22 protein-coding genes are annotated in these 24,279 nt (G+C 53.4%); 10 read left to right on the top strand and 12 right to left on the bottom strand.

Annotated features, from left to right (window positions below; translation table 11 throughout):
- The 8 genes from KQX66_RS35400 to KQX66_RS35365 form a co-directional block, all read right to left on the bottom strand.
- Entirely contained in the window at nt 1-1,086 is a 1,086-nt protein-coding gene (locus KQX66_RS35400) for a DUF1648 domain-containing protein (protein ID WP_216798237.1), read from the bottom strand.
- A complete protein-coding gene (locus KQX66_RS35395) occupies nt 1,086-1,481 on the bottom strand; it encodes a GntR family transcriptional regulator (protein WP_216798236.1) in 396 nt (131 codons plus the stop codon). The genes KQX66_RS35400 and KQX66_RS35395 overlap by 1 nt, the downstream gene beginning before the upstream one ends.
- A gap of 220 nt (nt 1,482-1,701) precedes the next feature.
- Nucleotides 1,702-2,124, bottom strand: coding sequence for a thiol-disulfide oxidoreductase DCC family protein (locus tag KQX66_RS35390; RefSeq protein WP_216798235.1), 423 nt, complete (start codon nt 2,122-2,124; stop codon nt 1,702-1,704).
- A gap of 127 nt (nt 2,125-2,251) precedes the next feature.
- Nucleotides 2,252-2,869 carry a sporulation delaying protein family toxin gene (locus KQX66_RS35385; RefSeq protein WP_216798234.1) on the bottom strand — a complete coding sequence of 206 codons (618 nt, stop codon included), beginning with the start codon at nt 2,867-2,869 and terminating at the stop codon, nt 2,252-2,254.
- 109 nt (nt 2,870-2,978) lie between these two features.
- Nucleotides 2,979-3,953: a sporulation-delaying protein SdpB family protein gene (locus KQX66_RS35380; RefSeq protein ID WP_216798233.1), complete on the bottom strand. Its 975-nt coding sequence runs from the start codon at nt 3,951-3,953 to the stop codon at nt 2,979-2,981.
- Entirely contained in the window at nt 3,938-4,498 is a 561-nt protein-coding gene (locus KQX66_RS35375) for an SdpA family antimicrobial peptide system protein (RefSeq protein ID WP_253957652.1), read from the bottom strand. Before KQX66_RS35375 ends, KQX66_RS35380 begins: the two co-directional genes overlap by 16 nt.
- A gap of 548 nt (nt 4,499-5,046) precedes the next feature.
- A complete protein-coding gene (locus KQX66_RS35370; protein WP_284439883.1) occupies nt 5,047-5,526 on the bottom strand; it encodes an NUDIX hydrolase in 480 nt (159 codons plus the stop codon).
- A gap of 11 nt (nt 5,527-5,537) precedes the next feature.
- Complete coding sequence (locus KQX66_RS35365; protein ID WP_216798231.1) at nt 5,538-6,491, bottom strand: nucleoside hydrolase; 954 nt, start codon at nt 6,489-6,491, stop codon at nt 5,538-5,540.
- A 96-nt stretch (nt 6,492-6,587) separates the two neighbouring features.
- Between KQX66_RS35365 and KQX66_RS35360 the strand changes: the two genes are divergently transcribed.
- Nucleotides 6,588-7,226 (top strand): Crp/Fnr family transcriptional regulator, encoded by a 639-nt coding sequence (locus tag KQX66_RS35360; protein ID WP_253957651.1) that lies wholly within the window; start codon nt 6,588-6,590, stop codon nt 7,224-7,226.
- 24 nt (nt 7,227-7,250) lie between these two features.
- On the opposite strand, the gene KQX66_RS35355 is transcribed toward KQX66_RS35360, so the two are convergent.
- Nucleotides 7,251-7,919: a thiamine diphosphokinase gene (locus tag KQX66_RS35355; RefSeq protein WP_216798229.1), complete on the bottom strand. Its 669-nt coding sequence runs from the start codon at nt 7,917-7,919 to the stop codon at nt 7,251-7,253.
- 153 nt (nt 7,920-8,072) lie between these two features.
- Between KQX66_RS35355 and KQX66_RS35350 the strand changes: the two genes are divergently transcribed.
- The 9 genes from KQX66_RS35350 (at nt 8,073) to KQX66_RS35310 (ending at nt 21,532) form a co-directional block, all read left to right on the top strand.
- Nucleotides 8,073-9,017, top strand: a complete 945-nt coding sequence (locus KQX66_RS35350; protein WP_216798228.1) for an MBL fold metallo-hydrolase — start codon at nt 8,073-8,075, stop codon at nt 9,015-9,017.
- A gap of 172 nt (nt 9,018-9,189) precedes the next feature.
- Nucleotides 9,190-11,514 (top strand): AraC family transcriptional regulator, encoded by a 2,325-nt coding sequence (locus KQX66_RS35345; protein ID WP_216798227.1) that lies wholly within the window; start codon nt 9,190-9,192, stop codon nt 11,512-11,514.
- 173 nt (nt 11,515-11,687) lie between these two features.
- Nucleotides 11,688-12,635, top strand: coding sequence for an ABC transporter permease (locus KQX66_RS35340; protein ID WP_063178803.1), 948 nt, complete (start codon nt 11,688-11,690; stop codon nt 12,633-12,635).
- A 10-nt stretch (nt 12,636-12,645) separates the two neighbouring features.
- Nucleotides 12,646-13,524, top strand: a complete 879-nt coding sequence (locus tag KQX66_RS35335; protein WP_216798226.1) for a carbohydrate ABC transporter permease — start codon at nt 12,646-12,648, stop codon at nt 13,522-13,524.
- A gap of 86 nt (nt 13,525-13,610) precedes the next feature.
- Nucleotides 13,611-15,149: an extracellular solute-binding protein gene (locus tag KQX66_RS35330; RefSeq protein WP_216798225.1), complete on the top strand. Its 1,539-nt coding sequence runs from the start codon at nt 13,611-13,613 to the stop codon at nt 15,147-15,149.
- A gap of 105 nt (nt 15,150-15,254) precedes the next feature.
- Complete coding sequence (locus KQX66_RS35325; protein WP_216798224.1) at nt 15,255-17,279, top strand: heparinase II/III domain-containing protein; 2,025 nt, start codon at nt 15,255-15,257, stop codon at nt 17,277-17,279.
- Between the two features lie 50 nt (nt 17,280-17,329).
- The gene (locus tag KQX66_RS35320) at nt 17,330-18,517 is read left to right on the top strand and encodes a glycoside hydrolase family 88 protein (protein WP_216798223.1); all 1,188 of its coding nucleotides are present in this window, start codon (nt 17,330-17,332) and stop codon (nt 18,515-18,517) included.
- A 20-nt stretch (nt 18,518-18,537) separates the two neighbouring features.
- Nucleotides 18,538-20,220 (top strand): alpha-L-fucosidase, encoded by a 1,683-nt coding sequence (locus KQX66_RS35315; protein ID WP_216798222.1) that lies wholly within the window; start codon nt 18,538-18,540, stop codon nt 20,218-20,220.
- 55 nt (nt 20,221-20,275) lie between these two features.
- Nucleotides 20,276-21,532, top strand: coding sequence for a Gfo/Idh/MocA family protein (locus KQX66_RS35310; RefSeq protein ID WP_216798221.1), 1,257 nt, complete (start codon nt 20,276-20,278; stop codon nt 21,530-21,532).
- Between the two features lie 67 nt (nt 21,533-21,599).
- Here KQX66_RS35310 and KQX66_RS35305 read toward each other — a convergent pair whose 3' ends face one another.
- The 3 genes from KQX66_RS35305 to KQX66_RS35295 form a co-directional block, all read right to left on the bottom strand.
- Nucleotides 21,600-22,796, bottom strand: coding sequence for a virulence factor (locus KQX66_RS35305; protein WP_216798220.1), 1,197 nt, complete (start codon nt 22,794-22,796; stop codon nt 21,600-21,602).
- 62 nt (nt 22,797-22,858) lie between these two features.
- Nucleotides 22,859-23,383 carry a DinB family protein gene (locus tag KQX66_RS35300; protein WP_216798219.1) on the bottom strand — a complete coding sequence of 175 codons (525 nt, stop codon included), beginning with the start codon at nt 23,381-23,383 and terminating at the stop codon, nt 22,859-22,861.
- 90 nt (nt 23,384-23,473) lie between these two features.
- Nucleotides 23,474-24,064, bottom strand: a complete 591-nt coding sequence (locus KQX66_RS35295; protein ID WP_216798218.1) for a guanylate kinase — start codon at nt 24,062-24,064, stop codon at nt 23,474-23,476.
- Nucleotides 24,065-24,279: the final 215 nt, after the last annotated feature.

Genomic DNA, 24,279 nt, shown 5'->3' with positions numbered 1-24,279 from the left:
TCAAAAAAAACTAAAAAGAACAATGGCTCCTGCAAAAACTAGGGGAGCTATTAAGAAAACCCAACCGGTCAGCCGGCCCAAATTGATCGTGATTCCGACACCGCCCCTTTTTTCCACGAACAAAGCCGGATCGTTGCGATTTACATAGAACAATCCCCATTTCCAGTGCTCATCTGAACCGGCATCCGGAAACACGGTATGGGCATTGGCTTCAGCCACAAGGGTTCTGTTTTTTTTCAAAACCATCGGCAAACTAATCAAGGCGGCAAAAATCAGAAGTATGGCAGCTATTAATGTCCAGTTGGTCAGACTGGAATCAATAAGCCCGATAATCGAAAATTGAACAGAAGCAAACAACGCCAGTGAAATTAAGGTGATAAAATGAATGACAGCAGCTTGATAGCGTCTTGAGCTTCGTCTTAAATTATTGGTCGATTCAGACTGCTCCGGGTGAACCTGCCGTTTGCTTCGAATGATGGCCTCTTGTACACCCGCCATAATTAACACCATCAAGCATTGAATGAGATTGAGTGCAAAGATGATCCCGACCGATTTTTGCGCTATTCGATCCACTTGGCCGGAAGCATCGTAATGAATAGGAATCTGGGCTGGGATCCGGTCATAGTTCCAAGCGACAAACACAATGTTGGCAGCAATAAGCCATAACGGAACAAGATTCCACATTCTCGAAATCGTTGACCAATTATGTTCTGAAGTGTCTACAGCGATGACAGATGATTTTTCCACCGTCCATTGTTTTTCCTTCTTCAAACGTTTTACCCCGCTGTATCCCTGCAGGTAGATCAGAATGTGAACTACAAAGTAAGCGGGTATAAGATAAACTATGGAAGCCAGCATACTCATGACCTCACGTTGCACGCAAAGTATAGATAGCCCCATAAATAGGATTGCTGTGACGACGGTTGCAACACAATAATTACGTCTGATGGTAAGCAATTTTTGATGCCTTATTTGCTCCTTGGGAATCAATATCCCGAAAAAAATGCCTGGCTGAGACCAAAAAGGAACCAAGGCATTAATGATAATAATCGGAATCCAGATGAAAAACAAAATTACCAAGGGCATTACTTTCCACCTCCGGAATTGACAATATCGTAATACACTTCCAGAATTGCCGAATGAATTTGTTCCAACGAAATGTCACGGTAGATTGCACCCGTGAGAATTGGCCGAAGCGCTCCCTTTAAATAATCGATATACCTCTCTGTGTCCTCGTACTTGCGCGTTGCTTGGACGACGACGCCCTTCCGGCGGTGAATCTGAATAAATCCTCCTTGTTCAAGAATTTTATACGCTTTGTTTACCGTATGCATATGGATGCCAATGTCGCTTGCCAGTCTCCGTACGGATGGCAGGGGTTCTTCGGGGCGTAGGCGGCCATTCACGATACCTTCTATAATGTTGTTTACCAGTTGTGCATAGATGGGAACTTCTGAGTCCGCTTCAATTCGAATGATCATCCCTTTGCACCTCCGAAATGAATTTCCCTAGTCTCTTCATTATTGTTGTAACTGCTACGTCTGTTATATATAGTATATAGCAGAAGTGGAAATGTGTGTCAATACAGTGTTAAATTTCATGGGCGTATTTTTTTGGCATGATGTTCTATTCCGGATTAAAACGATGCCAATATGTAATTTGATGCCGAAAGATATATAGATCATAAAGGTTTACATCTCATTATTCACAATCGACAAATCTCTCTCTTAATTCTTTACTCGGTAGTTCACATTCATATCGTCGGCCGAAGTAGGCGTATCGTTTTTTGGCAAAAAGTCGGTAAGCCCAGTCTCTGAAACTCGCAGGAATAATCTTAAAAAAGTAGACGTACTTGATCGGTCCGTCAAGCCTCTTAAGAATACGAAGGACTGCCGTAGATTCTGTATAGTATTTTCCTTCTTCAACAAGCACGATAGAATCGATGCGCTCCAAACGATGATTAAATTGAAGCAGAATTCTTTGCGCAGCCGGAGACTGCAAGGAAGCAAATTTAAAAACACCCTGACGGTCTCTGCGATAAATAAATTTGACCCACCCATTGCAAAAATTACATTCTCCATCAAAGAATACGATCCCATGAGAATCTTTTGTTACGGTCTGCATATTTTGACAACTCCTATGAATCTGACTTAAAAAAGCAACAAGGGTTATACGGTTAATAGGCAAGATAACATTCAAAAATGGCACACACGTAGTTGCAGTGTGTGCCATTTTAAACTAAATTTGCTGTTTATCTTGCGAATGCTTTAACTACGTTGTTAACGATCATATCTTGTTTGAGGGATGCATCGTGCGGAGAAGCTGAGGACGCCCAGAAGTATTTACCGGCAACGACAGCTAAATAAACAGTAATTCCGCCAGCCGCATTGACGAGGGCTACGTGAGTTACGGCAGCCCCGGTTGTAAACACAGCGCCCAAATAGACAAGCCATCCCCAAGCCGCAACCGCGCATGTTCCTGTTCCTCTTCCGATATTAGGGTTAAATTGAAGATTCTTCACGGTTTTTTCAACGAGTTCTCCGCCTGTGGCTAATGCATTTCTCACCTGAAGATGGTTACCGCTATAAGCTGCCTTTTCAAGCAGGTCAAAGTAAGTCGGATCCAACTGCTTGATCTGTTGCATAAGTTGTTCGGTTGCGGCAAAAGCTTGTTGATTGTTTAACTTCAACAGCATTTCTTCCGGCCAAATGGAAGGGAAAAGTCTGGCTACTTCCCCTTGCCCAAAAACCAAACCGCGGAAAATTTGCTCACCGCTATATTTTTGTTTTGGACTTGTACCTGCAGCGAATACAGAAGAACTTGTCATAATCAGGATTAATACCAAAAAAATCGCTAACATTTTTTTCATTCCGTTACCATCTCCTCATCGAATTTTTCCACACATTACTATCACGATCAGGCAACCAGGCCCAACATACCCTTTTTGGAATTACCACAGGGAATGCGGTACCTATAAACTACTGCATAGTACTCACCCCTTTCCCGCTACTTGCCAACTCTTGTTCTAAATCCGGTGTTCTTTTGAAAGAAAATCTGAAGGTTTTGAAGGGGCGTAGTTGGTATTCGAACGGTATTAAATATAAAATTAACGCAGCGCTCATAATAATCGAAAAACTAATAAGGCCAAGCATGATAGCAATGAGCTCATGCAACAAGAGAGCTGCCGTCAAATAAAATTTCCAATGTTTTTTTGGAGCAAATAATGCACCGAATAAAAAAGATTGAAGAATGAGTGTCCCCCAGGTTGGAATAACGACGGCAGGCGAAGTAAGAACAGGATCGGCAAGTCTTAAGAAAAAAGGAGGGAGTCCCAACATCGGATCTGTCAAATAATAATACACTGCGGTACCATCCAACCATGTTGGTTCAAAAAGCTTGGCAATGGTAGAGTGAAAGTATAGGATGGCAACTTGAAATCTGATTGCATGAAACGTAACAATCGCTATTAACCGTTTTGTTATCCGGGCATCAGATAGCGTGTCTACCGGTTTATTTTTTTGCCAGTGCCATTTTCGAGGGTCTGTTAAGGTAACTGGGAGCAATAAGAAGGTCAGGACGGTAGTCACTTGTTCCCCGCCATCCAAAGTAAGTGCGGAGACATTAAAACTGTACGCGATCCAGAAATGCAGAATGCCCGTGATTCTCGGGCGCCAGCCCGAAGCAATGACAAGCAATCCGATTACACATAGCCATCTTATAAGATTTAAGTAGGTAAAATCGTTCGGAACCGTACAAAATAAACTTAGCGTACCTTCACAGTTGGGATAAGTTAAAGAGCCTGAATAAGGGCGAAAAAAGACCCGAGCATCATTAATAGAAAGAGTTAACGCCGATGCTAATGCGAGTAACGTTCTCGCTAAACCATATACATTTGTCCAAGGATCGGTATTCCGGGCTAATCTATGTGCGTATGCGCCTAATTTACTGAGCATGCAACTCTCACCCTAACTACAGTTGATGGCATTTCTATGTTTTCCTCTCCGCTGCTCCAGGCCCAAGGAATCGGCTCCTGAAACACAAATCCAAGCTCTCCGCAAATCGTCGGATTGGGAGTTGGATTGTTCAAAGTTAGCGTCTTATCCGCTTTTTTGAGACATGAGTAAGGACTTTCTTCACATTTTTCTTTGGAAGTCTCGGGAATCATAGAGACAAGCAGCCCCGCCTCAATACCCTGACTTCTTCCAAACCTCTTGATTCCGAACAAATTTGCGGGCATATTATTAGGCCACGCAGGCAATAACGAGCCATCGGATAGATCAAGAACGCGAAATTGCGGCTCTCTTGGATTTTTGCTAAAAAACCCCCAGCCTTGTGGAAACCATAGAGCGATTCCCAAAGTCTTACCAGTCGGTAAAGTAATGGGGTTTGTTGGCATAACAGCATGAATGGCGGCGAAAAAAATATATGCCCAAAACCCGGCAATAACCAAAAACAATACACCCCACTTCACGCTTTTATCCGGTGTTGTAGTATTCAATTCGTCAAACCTCCTATGTAATTGAACAAAGATACGATGATTTCTGAAGCACAAGAAACAAAGACGTGTGATAGATGAAAGTATGAAGCCATTTAATTAGTAGGACGGAACAATGAGATGAGGGAAAACCATAAGGTGTGCCTATGAGTTTTTACTTAGAAGAAAATCCGGAGAGGAGTCCTGAAGAATGTTGAAAGTCAGACTTCAAAAATGTAATATGTAGCTTACAAGTTATTTTCATGTAATGATAAATCGATGAACAGTTGTTTAAAATCATCTGAGTTTTCTTATTTCGAAAGACATTAACCTTTGTTCTAGCCTCCTTTTTTTTGACATATATTTTCTATAAATTCCATTTTTTAAACGATAACAACCATAATATAACATATAAATGAAATATTTGTTAATAAGAAAAACTATCTATTTTATTCGGGAAAACATCTGAAACTATTTATGTTTAATTTCATATAATTCAGCAAAAAAGCCCTATATTTTGTAGAAATTTATCGAATATATTTGCGTAAAAAGACTTACCCCGCAACTTAAAGTTAACGGGGGGAATCGTGATGTTCACAGTTGCCGAACACCACATATTTCCATAATTCTCCCTCATACTCCGCTCCCGTGTAAAAGAGAGCATATTCCACAGGGACATCCGTCGCAAGCACATCATCCAGGATCGTCCGGATGCTGCTCACGACTTCCGGCGACTGCATGATCCATTCCTTGCTTTTCCAAGCCAGAGTTCCTTCCGTGCATTCCGTCAAATCCCCTGTAAATTGATCGGCAACAAAAATGTACATGCCGCCCGCCTGATTCCAGGTGGCAATCCCTTTGAACTGAACAGACTGGAGGTCCAGTCCGGTTTCCTCCTTGACTTCACGAATGACGGCCTCTCGGGGTGTTTCATCCGGCATCATCTTGCCGCCCACGCAATTCCACATATTCTTAAAGGGAGGGTTGTTCCTTCGAAGCATCAGAAATTGTTGATCTTGAGCGATAAAACAATGCACATAGTTGATCTTCATCATATCCTCGGTTACCTTACAAGTAAGCTGATTAATTTCTCTTTGAATAACGAATTGTCAATCGTTTTGCACACTTTGGCATTCGGGGTATAGCCCGCAAAGCCGTCGGAAATGGCCAGCTTGCTGCCGTCATGGAGGATCACTTGACCATAAGCCGCTTCTTCCATGGTGCAGACGTAGCAGTAACACCATTTGTCTTCAAGGACGATTTCATTCCAGAGCACGACACCCATAGCCACGGCGTCGGGCAGGTCAACAATCGGTTCATTGCATCTTTGGATATTATATTCCAGCAAGGAACGGTTGCATTTCACGGAAAATACGGCTTCCGGCTTGCCGCTTGCCAGCAATACATCCATATCGTCGCGAGTCAAAGCCGCTTCTCCTAAACAAACGTCAAATCCAATGATGGTCATAGGTATACCCGAGCTGAGCATAATACGATAAGCTTCCGCATCGACATACACATTAAATTCGGCAACCGGTGTCGTATTTCCGGGGCCAAAGCCGGAAGTGCCCATGGTGTAAATATGCTTTACCTTTTCCATGGTTTCGGGCGCTTTTAGAATCGCTAGGGCAATATTGGTCACGGGACCGATGGTGACAATTTCGATTTCGCCGGGGTTCTTTTCGACAATGTCCAGAATCGCATCCACGGCATGCCGGCTTTCCGGCACAAGCGTAGGATGAATCAAATCGCAATCTCCCATGCCATCCTCGCCATGCACGTTGACAGCGGTAACCAGATCGCGCATCAGCGGCTTGGCTGCTCCGACAAAAAGAGGCGGCTTTTGCCCGTTCGCCACTTCGATGGTCATCAGCGCATTTTTGGTAGCCAATTCAAGCGGGACGTTGCCGCACACGGTCGTGATCGCTTCGACCTTAACATCGGCTGATTTTAATGCCATAATGAGGGCTACAGCATCGTCACTGCCGGTATCCGTGTCGATAATTAATTTTCTCATAACTAAGACCTCCTGTTTTCGGTGTGGCCTTATTATATAAATCCAACGAGCATGAAAGTAGGTCAAATGACCAAAAGGCAAAAGAAGGTGGAGCCCATGGAGTTCAAGGAGATTATCAATGTCGCGCCAGAGCAGATCAGAAAGGAATTCAGGTATAGAAAGCATAAAAAAGGCAGCCTGATCCTTCGGCCGCATGAGGAAAATCATTATCTTTATATTTTAACCGCGGGTCAAGCGGAAGTGTACAGACAAAGCTATGCGGGAGCGATGCTTTCCGTCTATATTTACGATGCGTATAGCTGCTTCGGGGAGATCGAGATTTTTAACGACCAAATGAAAACGCTCGGTGTGATTGCCAAACAACACTGCGAAACGATAGCTCTACACAAAACCAAGGTGTACGAATGGATGAAGCTCGATTTTGATTTTAATCTATATCTCGTGAAGCAGCTGGCCTCCAAATTAATGCTGAGTACGGATACCACGGCGAAGCTATCGCTGTTGACCTTGAAAGACCGGATTTTATTTAGTGTGCTTCATCATTATAAAATCGGTGATTTGGACAGCCTTACCAAGCAAATGCTGTCCAGTGAGGTCTGTGCGCCCATTCGAAACTTAAATCGTTCCATCGCTCAGTGCATCCATGAGGGGTTGATCCAATATAAACATAAAAAATTTTCCATAGCTTCTATCGAAGAGATTGAAAAATACCTGGAGGAGTTTATGCTAACTTAAAGGCATGAATTCCTGTCCACATGCTTACTCCGGAGCCGCTTCCTCTTCATCCCGGCTCTGAATCACGAGCAGCAAGCCGTCCCGGATGCGAATGTGACCGGCTTCGCCAAGCAGCACGTTGCTGATGCCGAGCGATTGCCCGATCGTCAGTGTCGCTTCATTAAGCGGATACTGGAACCCTTCGAGCGTAATTCCCGTCACCTCGATGCTCAGCGGGAGCAGCGATACATGGGTGAACCGGCTCCGGTTGATCGTTAGCGGCGCGCTGCCGTCCATCAGCATCAGCTCGTTGCAGGCGTCGGCGATGCGGCAGCGGATGCCTGCGGCCAAAGCCTTGCGCAGCAGATGGACGTTCGCGAGCGAATGGTCCCATCGCGTGCCAAGCACGCCCAGCAGCACGATTTCCTCGGCGTGATGTTCCAGCGCCCAAGTGAAGGCCATCTCCGTGTCGGTCAAGTCTTTCCATACCGGATCGCAGGCGACGAACTCGCGGCTGGCCTGGCGTATTTCCTCAAGCTCTACCGGGCTAACGGAATCGAAATCTCCGAGCGCCATATCCGGCTTGTATCCGTGCCGCACCAGAAAGATCGCCCCGCGGTCCGCCCCGACCAGCACATCGCCAGTGCGGATTTCCGGCAAAGCCCAACCCCCCAGCCGCCCCCCTGAGAAAATAAGCACCCGTTTCCGTTCCATCCGTCCGCTGCCTCCTACCAAACTTAGTGGAATCCATTATACCATGATTGAGATCAAGAGAATACGCAGGTGAAATTGAGATGAAGGGGGCGATTAAGGTATAGTTTTGATAAAAGAAGCAGCTCAGGCTGGAGAAAAGGGAGAGGACGGCACGTGATCACTCGTCGGCGGTATGAAAATTTGGACGGCAGCCAAAACCGCAAAAAGCTGGCTCATCTGCGCCAATGGCGCAAGGAACGCAAAGCGAAAATCAAAGACTTGTCTTACCGCGTGCCGCAGGCCGAAGCGCGGCAGTTGGATTACTTGCGCAGCAACCGCACGCAGACGACCGCGACTTGGATCGGGCACTCGACGTTTTTGGTGCAAATGGGGGGCAAAAACCTCATCACCGACCCGGTATGGGCGACCCGAATGGGGCTGGAGAAGCGCCTTGCGCCACCCGGCTTGCGGCTGGAGGAGCTGCCGCCGATCGATGCGGTGCTGCTGTCGCACAGTCATTACGACCACATGCACCTGCCGACGCTGCGGCAGCTTGCCCGGGCCAACACCGGAATGCAGCTGTTTGTCCCGGCCGGGCTGGGAGGCAAGCTGCGCTCCTGCGGGTTCGCGCACGTGACCGAAGCCAACTGGTGGGAAGAATTCCGGTTCGGTTCGCTGGAGCTGCATTTTGTTCCGGCGCAGCATTGGACACGCCGCACGCTGTTTGATATGAATACGTCGCATTGGGGCGGCTGGATCGTTCGGCCGACGAACCACGGCGGGGAGCGGCTCGCGATTTATTTTGCCGGGGACAGCGGCTATTTCCCGGGCTTCAAGCTGATCGGCGATCGCTTCCCGATCAAGTGGGCCTTGATGCCGATCGGCGCCTACGAGCCGGAATGGTTTATGTCCCAGCAGCACGTGAGCCCTGAACAGGCGGTTCAGGCGTTCCTCGACTGCGGGGCCGAGCTGTTCGTGCCGATGCATTACGGCGCGTTCCGCCTCGCGGACGACACGCCGCGCGAGGCGCTCGACCGGCTGCTCGCGGAATGGGCGCGGCGGCAGCTAGAGCCGGATCGGCTGCGGGTGCTGCATCACGGGGAGACGCTGCGGCAATAGCCGGGCGGTGGCGGGAGGCGCTTTTGCCGCCCTGAGGTTCAGCGCGCAGGCCGTCACCCGGGGTGGAGAAGTCGCCGCCCGCCCCGCGTCAACATCGAAATGAAAACGCATTCTTGACTTCAAGAGGCGTTGCCCGTTATGTTGGAGGTAGAAACGCGACCGAGGTGCAGCCATGCTCAACTATTTTATGAACCCGAAAAACGCCTTTTACCGCAAAAGCCTCGTTTTCGTCCTGCTGGTCGCCAGTGTACCGACCGCGCTTCTGGCGTTTCTGACCTATTACGTCGGTGTCCGGCAAATCGAGCAGGAAGTGAACCGGACGCATGAGGTCCGGCTGGAGCAGACGGTGCTCCGGATGAACGACCAATTGAGCCAGCTCGAAAAGATGGTGACGATGTGGAAGTACAACCCGATGCTGCAGCCTCCGCTCGGCGATATGACGCTGGAATCGTTCCAGCAGGAGATCGTATTCACGCAGAAGCTGGCCCGGACGCTGCTGGTCATGAGCAACTCCAGCCCCCTAATCCGCGAAGTGCGCCTGTTCCTGCCCGACTCGTCTTTGTACGTCTCGGCGCTGAACAGTAAAGTGGCGATACCGATCGACAATCCGGAAGAAAATGAATTTTTCCGTTCGTTATTCCTGAAAGAAATGGAGCAGTATTGGACCTTCTCCCAAGGGTCGCTGGCGCTTGTGCAGACGATTCCGGACCGTTCTCCCTTCGGGTATCTGCTCGTCCAGTTCAATGCGGCCGAGATGAACCGGCTGCTGCAAATGGACGGGGAGCTGCAGGGAGCGGCTTTTCTGCTGAAGTCGAACGGGGATTGGCTCGATGTGAACGTGACCAAGGAACCGGACAAGCACCGGTTCGAGTATTTTCTCCGCGACGAAGTGGCGAAGGAGTCAGTTCAGGCGAAGTCGGGCTCGTTTTTCCGGGAGTGGAACGGGGAGAAATACGCCGTTTCGTTCGGTACGCTGGAGAAGCACGGCTGGCAGTACGTCTCCGCCACGCCGGTTTCCAAGCTGACGCAGCCGGTCATCAATACTTCCCGGGCGCTTCTGGCGATGGGAGGGCTCGGGATCGCGGTCGCGGGCTTGATGTCGTGGATCGCTTCGCGAAGGCTGGTCCGGCCCATCGCCCGGGTGGTTCAGCTGTTCCGGTCGGACAAGCACGGCTTGGGCGACTTGAAGGGGCAGGACGAGCTGGAGCTTATCGAACGGCAGTGGCTCCACTTGAACAGCCAGAGCAAGCAGCTTCACGAACGGGTCGAGCAGCATCTGCTGACGCTCAGGGAATTGTTCTTGTTCCAGCTCATGAACGACCACTTGTCCCATCTGAACGAGGAGGAGCTGCGGCACCGGATGGAGCAGTACGGGTGGGAGCTCGGCGGAAGGACGTTCGTGCTCATGAATATCCGGCTGCTCGGCTTCTCCAAATTGCAGGGCCGGTTCGGCGAAGGCGACGAGCAGCTCGTGACGTTTGCCGCGGCCAATGTGATCGGGGAGCTGGCAGAGAAGCGGTTCGAGCAGTTCGGTGTCGTCAACGAGCAGGAGCTGTCCGTCAGCCTGCTGCTGCTCGTGCCGAAGGATGAGGACATGGGCGACATGCGGAAGCAATTGCATACGTTCAGCGAGGAACTGATTCACTCGCTGCATGCGATTCTGCATATGAACCTGTTGATCGGCTTGGCGAAGGAAACGGAGCTGCTGTCCGAGCTGCCGCGGGTGTACGAACAGGTCGTCCGCTCGTTCGGCTACCGGAATTTGAACGAAATGAATCAGATTCTGGATTTGGAAAGCTTGGTGGTCCATGACGCCCCGATTCTGTACCCCTTCTCCGCGGAGAAGGAGCTGATCCGCCATATGCGTTCCGGCGACCGGGAAGCGGTGTCGGGCGCGCTGGAGACGTTTATGAAGGAGTTGACGGAGCACGGCCAGACCGAGATGCAGGTCCGGCAGGGCATGAACCAACTGCTCGGCACGCTGCTGCATCATATGCTGCTGTCGGGCTTTAGCCCGCAGCTCCTCTGCCCGAATGTCGACTTGTACGAGCAATTGAACCGTCTGCGCGAGCCCGATGAGATGGCCTCCTGGTTTCATGCGAAGCTGAACGCCTACATGAGCGCGTTGTCGAACACGCTGAACGATACCCAGGACCGGCTCATGCACGAAACGGTCGAGAAAGTGAAGCAGTCTCTGACGGAGGAATATGCGCTTGATATTTCGCTGGAGACGTATTGCGACCGGTACGGGATCAGCTTGTCCAAACTCAGCGCCGGGTTCAAGGAGACGACCGGCGTCAATTTCATCGACTATTTGACCAAGCTGCGTCTGGATAAGTCCAAGGAGCTGCTGCTTTATTCGAACGAAAAAGTGAATGATATCGCCTATCGGGTCGGCTACCAGCCATCGTATTACTACCGTGTGTTCAAAAAGCACGAAGGAGTGACCCCGACCCGGTACCGCGAAATGTTCCGGAGCGATACCCGCGAAGCTTAACCGCTTTGCGGGTTTTTTGCGCTGATTCGGCGGGATGTGCACTATTTTGCGGCCGACTGCACTTTTTTTACGGGCGAAAAAGTCCACTTGTCGTAAAAGTTTACTGTTGCAACGGCTTTCGCAGAGCGGATATAGTCGAGCTACAGCACCAGACAAGCGAAGGAGGTTCGGACATGGAGCATGCGGTGCCGGACAAGCGGCTGTCCGTCAGGAAAGCGACTTTATTCAAAAAGCAGGCGTTTCGAAAGCACCTCTGGTTTTATATGCTGGCGGCCCCGGGCATTGCGTACTTTATCCTTTTTCATTATGTGCCGATGTGGGGCGTGCTGCTGGCGTTTCAGGATTACAGCCCGTACAAGGGTGTGCTGGGCAGCGAATGGGTAGGGTTCGAGCATTTCCGGCAATTTTTCTCGGAGCCGACGTTCTTTCAATTATTAACAAACACGCTGCTGCTCAGCTTTTACAACTTGATTTTTTTCTTCCCCTTTACGATCGTATTATCTCTTCTGCTCAACGAGGTCCGGTTCAGCTTGTACAAACGGCTCGTGCAGACGGTCGTCTATCTTCCGCACTTCGTATCCTGGGTCATCATCGTCGGCATTACGTTCATCTTTTTCGGGCCGTCCGGGGTGATCAACCATTATTTGGGCCAATGGCTTGATCAGAACGTTCCGTTCCTGATGAGCAGCGAATGGTTCCGTCCCTTAATCGTCATGCAGCAAATATGGAAGGATGCCGGGTGGGGCACGATCATTTTTATGGCAGCGCTTGCAGGAATTAACCCCGAGCAATATGAAGCGGCGACGGTCGACGGCGCGAACCGCTGGCACCGGATCTGGCATATTACGCTTCCGGGCATTCGAAGCACGATCATCGTGCTGCTGATTTTGCGTCTTGGCTCGATCCTGGACTCAAACTTCATGCAGGTGTTCCTGATGTGGAACAATTTTAACGATGACGTATCGAACGTATTCGATCTATATGTGTACAAGGTGGGGCTGCAGCGGTTCGAGTTCAGCTTCAGCATCGCCGTCGGCCTGTTCAATTCGGTTGTCGGACTCATTCTGATGCTGACGGCGAACTTCGTATCCAAGCTGTTTAAAGAAGAAGGCCTATTCTAGGAGGGGAACCATGGGACTGAGGCTGCGGCGCATTTCCGTCTTTGATGCCGTCAATATGTTGTTGCTGCTCGTGCTGTGCTTGGCTGTCGTGATCCCGTTCTGGTACATGCTGACCGTCTCGCTCAGTCCGGTGAGCGAATCGCTCGGCGGCCGGTTTTATTTGATCCCGGAGCAGCTGAATTTCGAGGCGTACCGGTACTTGTTCTCGACCGACCGTTTCGTGCGGAGCATCGGGAATACGGTCTACATTACGGTGGTCGGGACCGCCGTTAACCTGCTGGTGTCGATTACGCTGGCCTACGCGCTTTCCAAAAAAACGCTGCCCGGCCGCAAGCTGATGCTGCTGCTGATGCTCTTTACGATGGTGTTCAGCGGCGGATTGATTCCGAAGTATTTGCTGATCAAGTCGATTGGGCTGCTGGACAGCTATTGGGCCTTGATTTTGCCGGGCGCGACGAATGCTTTTACCGTGCTGGTTATGAAGACGTTTTTTCAAAGCTTGCCGGAAAGTCTGGACGAAGCCGCCCGCATCGACGGGGCGGGAGAACCGCGCATCCTGCTCTCCGTGGTTATTCCGCTGTCGATGCCGATCATCGCTACGTTTTCACTGTTCTTTATGGTTGGGCACTGGAACGAATTTTTCGGGGCGATCATTTATTTGAGCGACAACGCCAAATGGCCGATTCAAGTGCTGCTGCGCCTGATGGTCATCGCGGGTGAAGCCAACATCGCTTCCGAGAACAATCTGGATTTCGAGCTGGCCAGCAAGGTCGGCGACAATGTGAAGATGGCGGCCATTATCGTAGCGATGATTCCGATCGTCATCGTCTATCCTTTCCTGCAGAAGCATTTTGCCAAAGGAGCCATGCTCGGCTCGATTAAAGAGTAACCGGCCGGGGGAGGGAATCCGTCCGAACGATTCGAGCTTGTCATAAAGCCTGTACTTATTCCAAGAGATGAGAGGGGTTTTCTACGATGAAAACAAAACAGTGGCTCGCAGGGACATGCGTCACCATTCTGGCTCTGGGCAGCGTCGTCGGCTGTTCGTCCGGCGCCGGAACGAAAGAAGCCGGCAAGCCCGCAGCGGGTTCGAACGAACCGACGACGATCAAGGCGCTCGCAGTGCTGTCCGCCGGGGAGCCGCCCGTGCTTGAGAACAGCCAGGCGCTCAAGGAGATCGAAAAGAAAGCCAACGTCAAGCTGAATCTCGAATTCGTGCCGGGCGACGTGTATCCGGATAAAGTGAACATTGCCATCGCCTCGGGAAGCCAGTATGACCTCATTTTGCTCACGGACGGCAAGGACGAGAAGTACACGAAGCTCGTCAAGCAGGGAGCATTCCACAACTTGACGGCGCTGGTGAAGGACATGCCGAATCTGCAAAAGATTCCTCAATACACATGGGACAACACGACGGTGAAGAACGAGATTTTCGGCATTCCGAGACCGCGAAGCACGCACGGCGGGGGCAATGCGAACTTCTTCCTCCGCAAGGATTGGCTGGACAAGTACAATTTGCCCGTGCCCAAAACGGTAGACGAGCTGACGAACGTACTCAAGGTGTTCAAGGAGAAAGACCCGGCCGGGGGTGGCAAAACGGTTCCGATGATCGCAGGTCCGTTCACGACGCCGTGGTTCGGATCGGTTAACCCGGTCGCTTTTGCCTTCGGCCTTCCGTACTCGTACAAAATCGAAGGCGACAAGCCGGTGGCTTATTTCCAAACGCCGGAATATAAGGCCTATCTCGATTGGCTTCGCATGGCGTACACCTCCGGGCTGATCGATAAGGACGCCCCGGTGCTGAAGACCGGGCAGGTCAAGGACAAGTTCAAGTCCGGCGTGGCCGGCATGATGGTCGACAACGTCAGCATGATGAACGAGAACAATCTGGCGGTGATGCGAAAGACCGATCCGAAAGCGGAGCTTGTTGGAGTGCCATATCTGGAGGGACCGGGCGGCAAGAAGGGCGTGCAGATGATCGAAGGCTATTACGGCATCTGGGTCGTTCCGACGAGCGTGGCGAAGGATAAAGTGAAGAAAATCGTCGAGTTCCTCAATTGGACCGCTTCCGATGAAGGAACGGAGATGGCGAAGGCGGGCATATCGGGCGTGCACTATACCAAGTACGACAAAGAGTCCGGCGCCGTGGAACGCAACGAGGAACAGAAGAAGCTGTATGACAAAGAAAAACCGATGCTGCTTGTGCTGCAGAACGCTTACGACAAATATATTTATGCGGATTCCCAGGTTCCCGAGATCAAGAAGGCGCAAAAAGCGGTCCTGGACGGCTTCGATCAGGTCGGCGTGCCGAACCCGTTCATCGCCTTCGTCTCCGAAACGGCCAGCAAAAATCCGGATCATCAGAAAAAGCTCTCGGCCGCTGCGGTCAACTATGTGATGGGCACCGGCAATTGGGAAGCCGTGCAGGCGGAAATCGAGGCTTGGAGCAAAGGCTTGGGCGCGCAGATCATGAAAGAGTACATGGACCAATACAACGAAAGCAAGAAGAAATAAGCAAGCCCGCTGCCTGCTGCGGTATAGGCGTAAGTCAAGCCGGGGACGGATGCTCTCCGACCTCCGGCTTGCCGCTTTTAAAAACGCGTTCGAGGAGGGAGACCGATGGATGGAATAGGGACGCCGGCATGGACGCAGCGCTTTCGAACCCGGATGCGGGATTGCGATTGGGTGAAGCGGGGCGTGGAGCAGTGGAAGGCGCGGTTAAGCGCTCAAGTGAACCGGCCCCCGGACATTCCGCTGCTGGGCGGGGGCTGGAGCCACCGCTATATCTGCCCCGATGACGGCGCTGCGCTTGTGCGCGTGGACCGGCGTCATCACGAATGCCCATGCTGCCTCCGCATCTGGAGCGGGTCCCCGTGGGATGAAGCGGCTGTGGCCGAGGAGCATAACCGCTTCGCGCAGGACGCCCGGCTGGCCGCTGTGGTGTACGCGGCGTCGGGCGAGGCCGTATACGCGCAGTGGGCGAAAAGCGTGCTGATGTTTTACGCCCGGCATTACGACCGTTTCCCGCTCCACGATATTTTCGGCAAGGTTGGCGGGGAGGCCGGCAGGTACGGGGCGAAAGTCCAAAACCAGACGCTGTCCGAAGCCAGCTGGATTTATCCGCTAGCCCAAGCGTGCACGATCTTGCGCCATGCTTCTATGCTGAGCGCGGGGGAGCTGGACGAAGTGGAGGAACATTTGTTCCGTCCGGTAATCCGGGTCATCGACCGGAATCCGCGGGACCGCTCCAACTGGCAGACGTATCACAATGCGGCGCTGGCGGCGATTGCCGAAGCGCTCGGTGACGTGGGTCTGCTGAAGCGGGCGCTGGATGACGAAGCGAACGGATTCCATTTCCAGATGGAAAGCGGCGTCGGCGAAGACGGGTTCTGGTTCGAAGGCGCATGGAGCTACCATTTCTACACGCTTGAAGCGCAGGCGGTAATCGCTTGGGCCGCCATGGGGTTCGGCGAGAAGCTGTACGAGCATCCGAGGCTGCGTGCGATGTTTGATATTCCGCTGAAGGCGATGCTGCCGGACGGCACGTTTCCCGCCCTTCACGACTCCAAGGTCGTCGATATTCGTTCTTACGCGCATTTGTATGAATGGGCATATGCGTTTTACGGCATCGGAGAAAAGATTGTGCGGAGCAGCGACCGCGGTTCTTTGTACGGCGTGTTGTTTGGAGCGCCATTGCCGGAGGTGATGCCTTCGGGGGAAGGGTGCGCCGAGGGGGCGGATGCAGCAAGCGAGGCCGCTGCGATTACGGTATTGAGCAAGCCCGGGATGGTCAGCGTGACGTACGGTGCAGACGAGGAGGCGCAGTCGCTTCTCGTCGATTACGGGGAGCATGGCGATTGGCATGGACATTATGACAAGCTGAATCTGCTGTATTACGCAAGGGGCCGAAGTTGGCTGGCCGACGCAGGCATGGTTCCGTACGGGCACGAGATGCACAAGGCTTGGTACGTGCATACCGTGGCGCACAACACGGTGGCGGTCAACGGCCGCTCCCAGCAGGAGGCCTGCGGCCGGCTGCGCAAGGCGGTGAGCGAGGCTGGCATCATCCGGATCGAGGCCGAAGCGGAGGACGCTTACGAAGGCGTCCGGCTGAATCGGCGGCTGACACTGGCCGGCGGGCTGCTGGTGGACGTATTCCGGGTAACGGCCGACGAGCCTTCGACCGTGGACTGGGTGATGCACACGCAGGGGAATCCGGTCGAAGCGCCGCCCGTTCGGTACACTTCGGTTACGGCGGAGGCGCTGTCGGAGACGGACGGTTACCCGCATTTGCGGCAGGTGAGGCGTCTGGAAGGACTGCCGGACGATTGGATGCTCGAATGGAGCTGGAACGGAGAAGGCGGGGAAGACGAACGGCTGCAGGTTTACGGCTTGGCCGAGCCGCGGGGCATCAGCGTCTATTTGACCGAATCGCCGTTCATGCCCCCCGTTCAAGTGCGCAGCGCCTGCATTCGCAGGGTGCCGTCGTGCACCCGGGCGGCGTTTGTTACCGTCTTCCGGGCTTGCCGGAAAGGCGATGCCCCGCTCTCGCTCCGGCTTATCGGCGATCCGTCGGACAGCGAGGGTCTATTGCTCGAAGTGAGGGACGGAGAGCAGGGCGAGGCGATGCTGTGGACCGTATGAGCCGGTATTAAGTTGGAAACGGAAACGCAAGAAGAATGAGGGAGGCTGTCATGAAACAAGTCGTCGACGAAGGGCTTACAGCCCGGCATCGCTACGTGGAACCGCCCGCAGCGCGGCGGGACGATTGGGAGCGTGCCGTACAATACGTGCTGGCGCAAATCGACCGCAATCTGGGGACATTCGCGCTGCAATTTCCGTCGCCTGCAAGCGAGGGGAACGTGTACCAGCCCATCGGTAATACCGAGTGGACGTCCTCCTTTTGGACGGGAATGCTGTGGCTGGCCTACGAGATAACCGGTCACGACCGTTACCGCCAAGCGGCGGAAGCGCAGCTCGACAGCTACCGGGAACGGATCGAGCGAAGAATCGCAACGGAGACGCACGACCTCGGCTTCTTGTACTCGCTGTCCTGCGTAGCGGCCTACAAATTGACCGGAAACGAGCAGGCCAAGGACACAGCGCTTCAAGCCGCCGATTTGCTGATCGGGCGTTATTTTGAGAAAGCGGGCATCATTCAGGCGTGGGGCAATTTAAACCAGCCGAATCAGCGAGGGCGGATGATTATCGATTGTCTTATGAATTTGCCCTTGCTGTACTGGGCAACGGAGACGACGGGTAATCCGGAATACCGCCGGATCGCGGTCAATCATGCCACACAAGCGGCGGCTCATATCATCCGCGAGGATGCTTCAAGCTATCATACGTTCTACATGGACGTGGATACGGGACAGCCGAGATACGGCAAGACGTCGCAAGGCTTCTCCGACGATTCGTGCTGGTCGCGCGGGCAGGCATGGGCCATTTATGGTTTTCCGCTTAGCTACCACTATACGCGAGATGAATCGCATCTCGCTATCGCGCAAAAGACGGCCAACTACTATTTAAACCGGCTGCCCGACGATTCGGTGTGTTATTGGGATCTGATCTTTACGGACGGGCCGGAGGAGCGGGACAGCTCAGCAGCGGCCATCGCCGCTTGCGGCTTGCTCGAATTGGCCAAGCATCTGCCATTGTCTAACGAATACAAGCGGGCTTATGAGAATGCCGCTCTGGGGATGCTGGACTCGCTGGCGCGGCGGTATACGACGGCCGGGGTTCCGCATTCGAATGGCATCTTGCTTCATGCGGTCTACGGCAAACCTCTGGGCAACGGGATCGACGAATGCTGCATCTGGGGCGATTATTACTATTTTGAAGGGCTTGTGCGGGTGTTGAAAGACTGGAATCTATATTGGTAGAAGCGAGAGGTAGATGCGCGATGACGGTGACAAGCGGTGAGGACAAAATCAAATGGTGGAAGGACGCCAAGTTCGGCATGTTTATCCACTGGGGCTTGTATGCGGCTCTGGGCCGGGGCGAGTGGGTCATGTACGAATTGAACATTCCGGTTCGCGATTACGAGCGGCTTGCGGAGACGTTCAATCCTATTCGCTTCAACGCCAAGACATGGGTAGGGCTGGCCAAAGCGGCAGGCATGAAATATATCGTCATCACGGCGAAGCATCATGACGGGTTCGCTATGTTCCGTTCGCAGGCGGAGCCGTTCAACATTGCAGACGCTACGCCGTTCGGGCGCGATCCGATGCGGGAGCTGGCCGAGGAATGCCGCGAGCAGGGCATAGTGCTGTGCTTCTATTATTCCCACGTCATTGATTGGCATCATCCGCATGCCGTACACAACAAATATAACAACGTATGGGATTATGAGACGGACTCGAAGCATTTTCCGACGTATTGGAACGGACTGGTCAAGCCTCAAATCCGGGAGTTGCTTACGCAGTACGGACCAGTTGGGCTGCTTTGGTTCGATACGGCGGGCGGACTGTCAAAAGAGGATAGCGAGGAGCTCGTGGAGCTTGTTCGTGGCCTCCAGCCGGACTGCCTGATCAACAGCCGGGTCAGTCATTATCCGGGCATGGGGGACTACCAGTCGAAGGGCGACAATGAAATTCCGATGTACGGCGAAGACTCCCGTGCATGGGAGACGCCGATGACGTTGAATCAATCGTGGGGCTTCAGCACGAAGGATCAGGTCTGGAAACAGCCGGAAGCGATCATCCGGAAGCTGGTTCATATTGTAAGCAAGGGCGGCAACCTCCTGCTCAATATCGGGCCGGACGCCGGAGGACTGATCCCGGATTTGTCCGCCGAAAGGCTGCGCGAGGTGGGCGCTTGGCTGAGCGTTCATGGGGAAGCGGTGTACGGCGCGGGGGCCAGTCCTTTTCCGTATGAGATGGAATGGGGCTCCGTTACCGTGAAGCCCGGCCGCGTTTACCTGCATCTGACAAGCGAGAACTGGCCGCAGGGAGAATTGTCCTTATACGGGCTCAAAAACAAAGTCAACCAAGCTTATGTGCTAAGCGATGCAAGCCGAACGCCGCTTGTGACCGCACAAAGCTATGATGCCGGAATGGATCACCACACGCTGGCGATCAGACTGCCGGACGAGCCGGCCAATGATTGCATGACGGTCATCGCCGTTGATATCGAAGGGGAGATTTCCGTCGATACGCGTTTGAGCCAGCAGCCGTCCGGCCATGTGAAGCTCGAATGGGCCAACGGCGTTATCGATGCGGAAGCGAAAACGGTAGAGTGGAGCTTTCAAATCGTCGCTCCAGGCACCTTCGATCTTGAACTTGTTTGTTTTCAGAAGGAAGGCGCTTCATGGGACGAAGCGTTTCGGGAAGGTGTTGAGGCGACTTCCGGGGGCCAGCAGTTCACGGCACAGCCGAAGGCGGACCAAGTGATTAAAAATTCCACGGCCTGCCAACACCCGTACAGCGAAGTCCATTCGCAACTCGGAACGATCGTCTTCGACCGGCCGGGCACGTGCACGCTTTCGCTTCACTCTGCGCTGATCCGTCCCAAATCCGGATTCACGGAAATATGGCAGGCCGATCCGGTGAAGCTGCGGGCCGTGAAGCTGGTCAAGCGGCAGTAACCTGACCGCAATGAAAAAGCTGTTTTATTGATGGCATGCCATTGGAGGTTCAAATATGAAACCACTTACTGCGATATTGATCGGCGCAGGTGCGAGAGGGGCGCAAAGCTATGCGCCCTACGCCCTGGATTATCCGCACGAGCTGAAGTTCGTGGCGGTGGCCGAATCGAATCCGCTGCGAAGAGAGAAGTTTGCGCAAGCGCACGGACTTCCTCCTGAGCGATGCTATGCTTCATGGGAACAACTGCTGGAGGAGCCGCGGCTGGCGGATATCGCGATCATCTGTACGCAAGATCGGATGCATTACGAACCGACGCTGCAGGCTTTGGCAGCCAAATACCACGTGCTTTTGGAAAAACCGATGTCGCCGAGTCCCAAGGAATGCGTCGAAATGGAGCAGGCGGCGCGGGAGAACGATCGGCTGCTGACCATCTGCCATGTGCTGAGGTATACGCCGTTCTGGTCGGCGATGAAACGTCTGATCCGCGAAGGGCGCATTGGCGAGGTGGTATCCGTCCAGTTGAACGAAAATGTCGGCTACTGGCATATGGCCCACAGCTTCGTGCGCGGCAACTGGCGCAATCGCGAGGCGTCCAGCCCGATGATTTTGGCCAAGTCGTGCCACGACATGGATATTTTGTCTTGGCTCGTCGACAAGCCTTGCGTGCGCGTAAGCTCGTTCGGCTCGCTTATGCACTTTCATGCCGCCCATACTCCCGATGGGGCAACCGATTATTGTATCGACGGCTGTCCGGCAGAGCCGACTTGTCCTTACTCGGCGCCGAGATTTTATTTGGGCGAAGGCAAAAGCTGGGCCAGGCATTTCACGGAGGAGCTGACGAGGGAAAATATTGTGCGCGGGCTGAAGGAAACGAACTACGGCCGCTGTGTATACAAATGCGACAACGATGTCGTCGATCATCAGGTGGTCAATATGGAATTCGAGGGTGGAGCCACCGCGATATTCAGCATGAGCGGCTTCACGCGGCATCAGGAGCGGATCGTGCAGATCATGGGGACGAGAGGAGAACTCCGCGGAAGCGAAGGCCGGATCACGCTGCTGGATTTCGTGACGCATGAGGAAACGGTGATCGCCATTCCGGAACAAACGAGCGGTCATGGCGGCGGCGATAGCGGAATTATGCGCAGCTTCCTTCACGAAGTGCGCCATTACGGCGGGGGAGAAAGCCTGACATCGGCCTCCGCATCCGTCAGGAGCCACCTCATGGCGTTCGCGGCGGAGGAGTCGAGGCTGCGTCAAGGCCAATCGATTGAGCTTGACACGTATTACAAGCAATGGGTAAGATCGTAAATTTTATTCGATCTTAGGTGGCAAAAGGCCAAGTCCGGGGTTATCCGTCAGCTTGGCCTTTTGTCGTTCATGCATTCTCGTTGCGCCTAGCCATCTGCTGCCAGACCGATCCGACGGCCGCTTGGCCGCCCTCGATGCGCTCCAGCGCCATGCGCACCTGCATCCGTATTTCAAATTCCGGGTCGTCCTGAGCCGCTCGCAGAGCTTGTATCGCTCCTTCGTCGCCCACTTCATAGAGGAAGCGGGCTGCCCGCCAACGCACCAGCTTGTTCGAATCCTGCAAAGCTCCGATCATCGCATCCTGTGCTGCAGGGTCCCCGATATCCGACAGCGTATCCCCTGCGGTCCGGCGGACGGACGAGGAAGAGTCGCGTAAAGCACGGTACAGGTAAGGAAGCACATGCGGTTCTTTCAAATCTCCCAAATAGACGGTGGCCAAGCGCCGGACCGTCGAACGTTCGTCCTCCAGACCTTTGAGCAGCAGCGGCAGCGTTTCCTCGGAAGGCTTGATCTGCTCCAGTGCCGCGTATCGCTGCTTCCAATCGGGGTCCTGCAGCTTTCGCTCGGTTTCTTCATAGCTCAGTGTCGTACGGCCGGAAGCCGCCAGCTCCTTTGCGTCGCCTTCAGCCGGGCCTTGCTCGGCTTGGGCAATCAGCCGTTCGAGCTGTTCGTCGCTGTAGGCGGCGTCCAGTTCCTGAACCACTTCGTCCAAGACGTCCTGAAGCTCGCCGTAGCGCGTATCCCAATCGTCCAAGGAACGCTCTTTGATCAGGTTCGGTGCGGCGGCCGCCCCACGGATGGCAGCGTCGCTGAACCGTTGGGGCAGGGCAGCCCGCCGTTCTTCCGCCCCATTCGTTACCCGGACCTGCAGCGGAATGCCGCGAAAATGCTGCAAAAGCACTTTGACTTCGCCGAATGTCGCATCGGTTGTTTCAACCGGGTTGTCCGGGGAAGCGGGCTTTTGTGCGGTTGCATCCGCCTGGTTTTGTGCTGTGCCGGACGAAGCGACGCCCAGAATGTCCCGGACTTCAGCGAGAATGTGCTGCCAGTCGCCCTTGGCTGTCCGGTCCAGGGCGATAAAATCCGCCGCGCGGTACAAGCTTTTGACGCCATCAATGGCGAGCAGCTGCCGAAGCTGAGGATCTGCCAGTTGGCCGGCTTGCTCGCGGTTGAACGTTTCGCGAACGTCTTTTGGCAAGGAAGTATCCAAATTGATTTTCATGGTATTCGGGCTGGGTGTCGGTTCGATCGAGAGAATAGGCATTGGTCTTACCTCCTGTCTGGCTGGGTTGTTGGGATTTTTGATGTTTCCGTGCGGGTCGGGATTTATGGCTGCGCCGAGAGGTACCGTTCTTGGATGATTCGAACGTGATGAAGCTCATGCCCCGCGATAATATAGGCCAGTGCTCGCACGGATGTATTACAGCCGGCGGCCGTTCCTTGCTGCAGCCAGGCTTCCGGGCGCAAGCCTGCCAGCAAGGCCAGCGTTGCCTGACGGACTGCCGTGAATTCTTCCAATAGAGAGGTAAGCGGCAGTTCGTCGAATTTTGCAGCCGAAACGTAAAGATGCTCGTCCATGGACGGGAACGGGGTCCGATCGCCTCGCGCGATGCAGAGCAAGCGGTAGCTTAAGACACGCTCGACATCCGTGACGTGGCCGAGCACTTCTTTCAGACTCCATTTGCCATCGGCATAACGAAAAAGGGCTTGTTCCTCGGTTAGCGATTGAAGCAATTCCGCCGTTGTTTTCAGTTGGGTGCGGAGCAGCTCCCGAATATCCCCGTCGGGAAGCTTTGCAATGAATTCTTGATAATGCGCTCCATATTCAGCAGCTTCTGGTCTGCTCAGCATGCGGTTTCTCTCCTCCGGTCCGAATAAAAAGGACCGACGCTCCCGAAAGAGCAGGCCGGTCTTTTTGTCAGCGTTAGCTTGGATATACGCTTAATCCAGATCAAGCAAATTGCGGTGCAGGTAGTTGTCGTCTAACGCTTTGGTCAGGTCAAAGACGGTATGAGCCAGATCCAAATTTTCGAATGTGTGCTCACAGGAGTCTTTATACGCCATTTCTTCCTCGTAATGCGACATATAGCGGTCGATCAGCTCGGGGGAATCCCCGCGCTCCTTCTCACGGCGCTTGACCGTTTCCCGATCGGCGTAGATGAAGATTCGCACGACTTGGTCGCCGTACAGAGACTTCAGGGTTTCCGCGCCTTGACGGTTCAAGATCAAATAGACGGCCCCGTGCTTTTGGACCATGTCGGCTACGTCGGATTCTTTGACCCCGTACCGGTTTCCGTCCAACTCGATCACTTCGATGAACTCCCGCTTTGTTTCGGCTTCCTCAAATTGCTTCCGAGTGACGAAGTGGTAATCTTGCCCGTCGACCTCCGAAGAGCGGGGAGGGCGGGTCGTGTACGAAATTACCTGTTTGATGCCGAGCGTGCTGCCGGACATCTGAGCGACGGTTCGGCGACCGGCCCCATTCGGACCCGTGAATACAAAAATGAGTTCCTTGTCTTTCAGTTCGTACATAGAAACCCTCCTTCATTTGGGAAGTGCAGTTCCTTGCCGAGTGCTATCCTTTATTTTACATGGTTTCTCAGACGAGGTAAAGATGCTCTTGAAAGCGTTTCAGCGCTTCCGCTGCCTGCCGCCTCCGCCGCCCCGGCGTCCTCGCGCTGGGCCCGCGTCCGCGCCTGTGCGCCGCCCGCGCTCCGCGCCCGCTGCCGCATCCGCGCCTCTGCGCC

Origin of the sequence: Paenibacillus oleatilyticus (genome assembly GCF_018998565.1) — a bacterium.
In the GTDB taxonomy this organism is placed as follows: Bacteria; Bacillota; Bacilli; order Paenibacillales; family NBRC-103111; genus Paenibacillus_G; species Paenibacillus_G oleatilyticus.
This window is presented reverse-complemented; position numbering and strand designations above follow the sequence as displayed.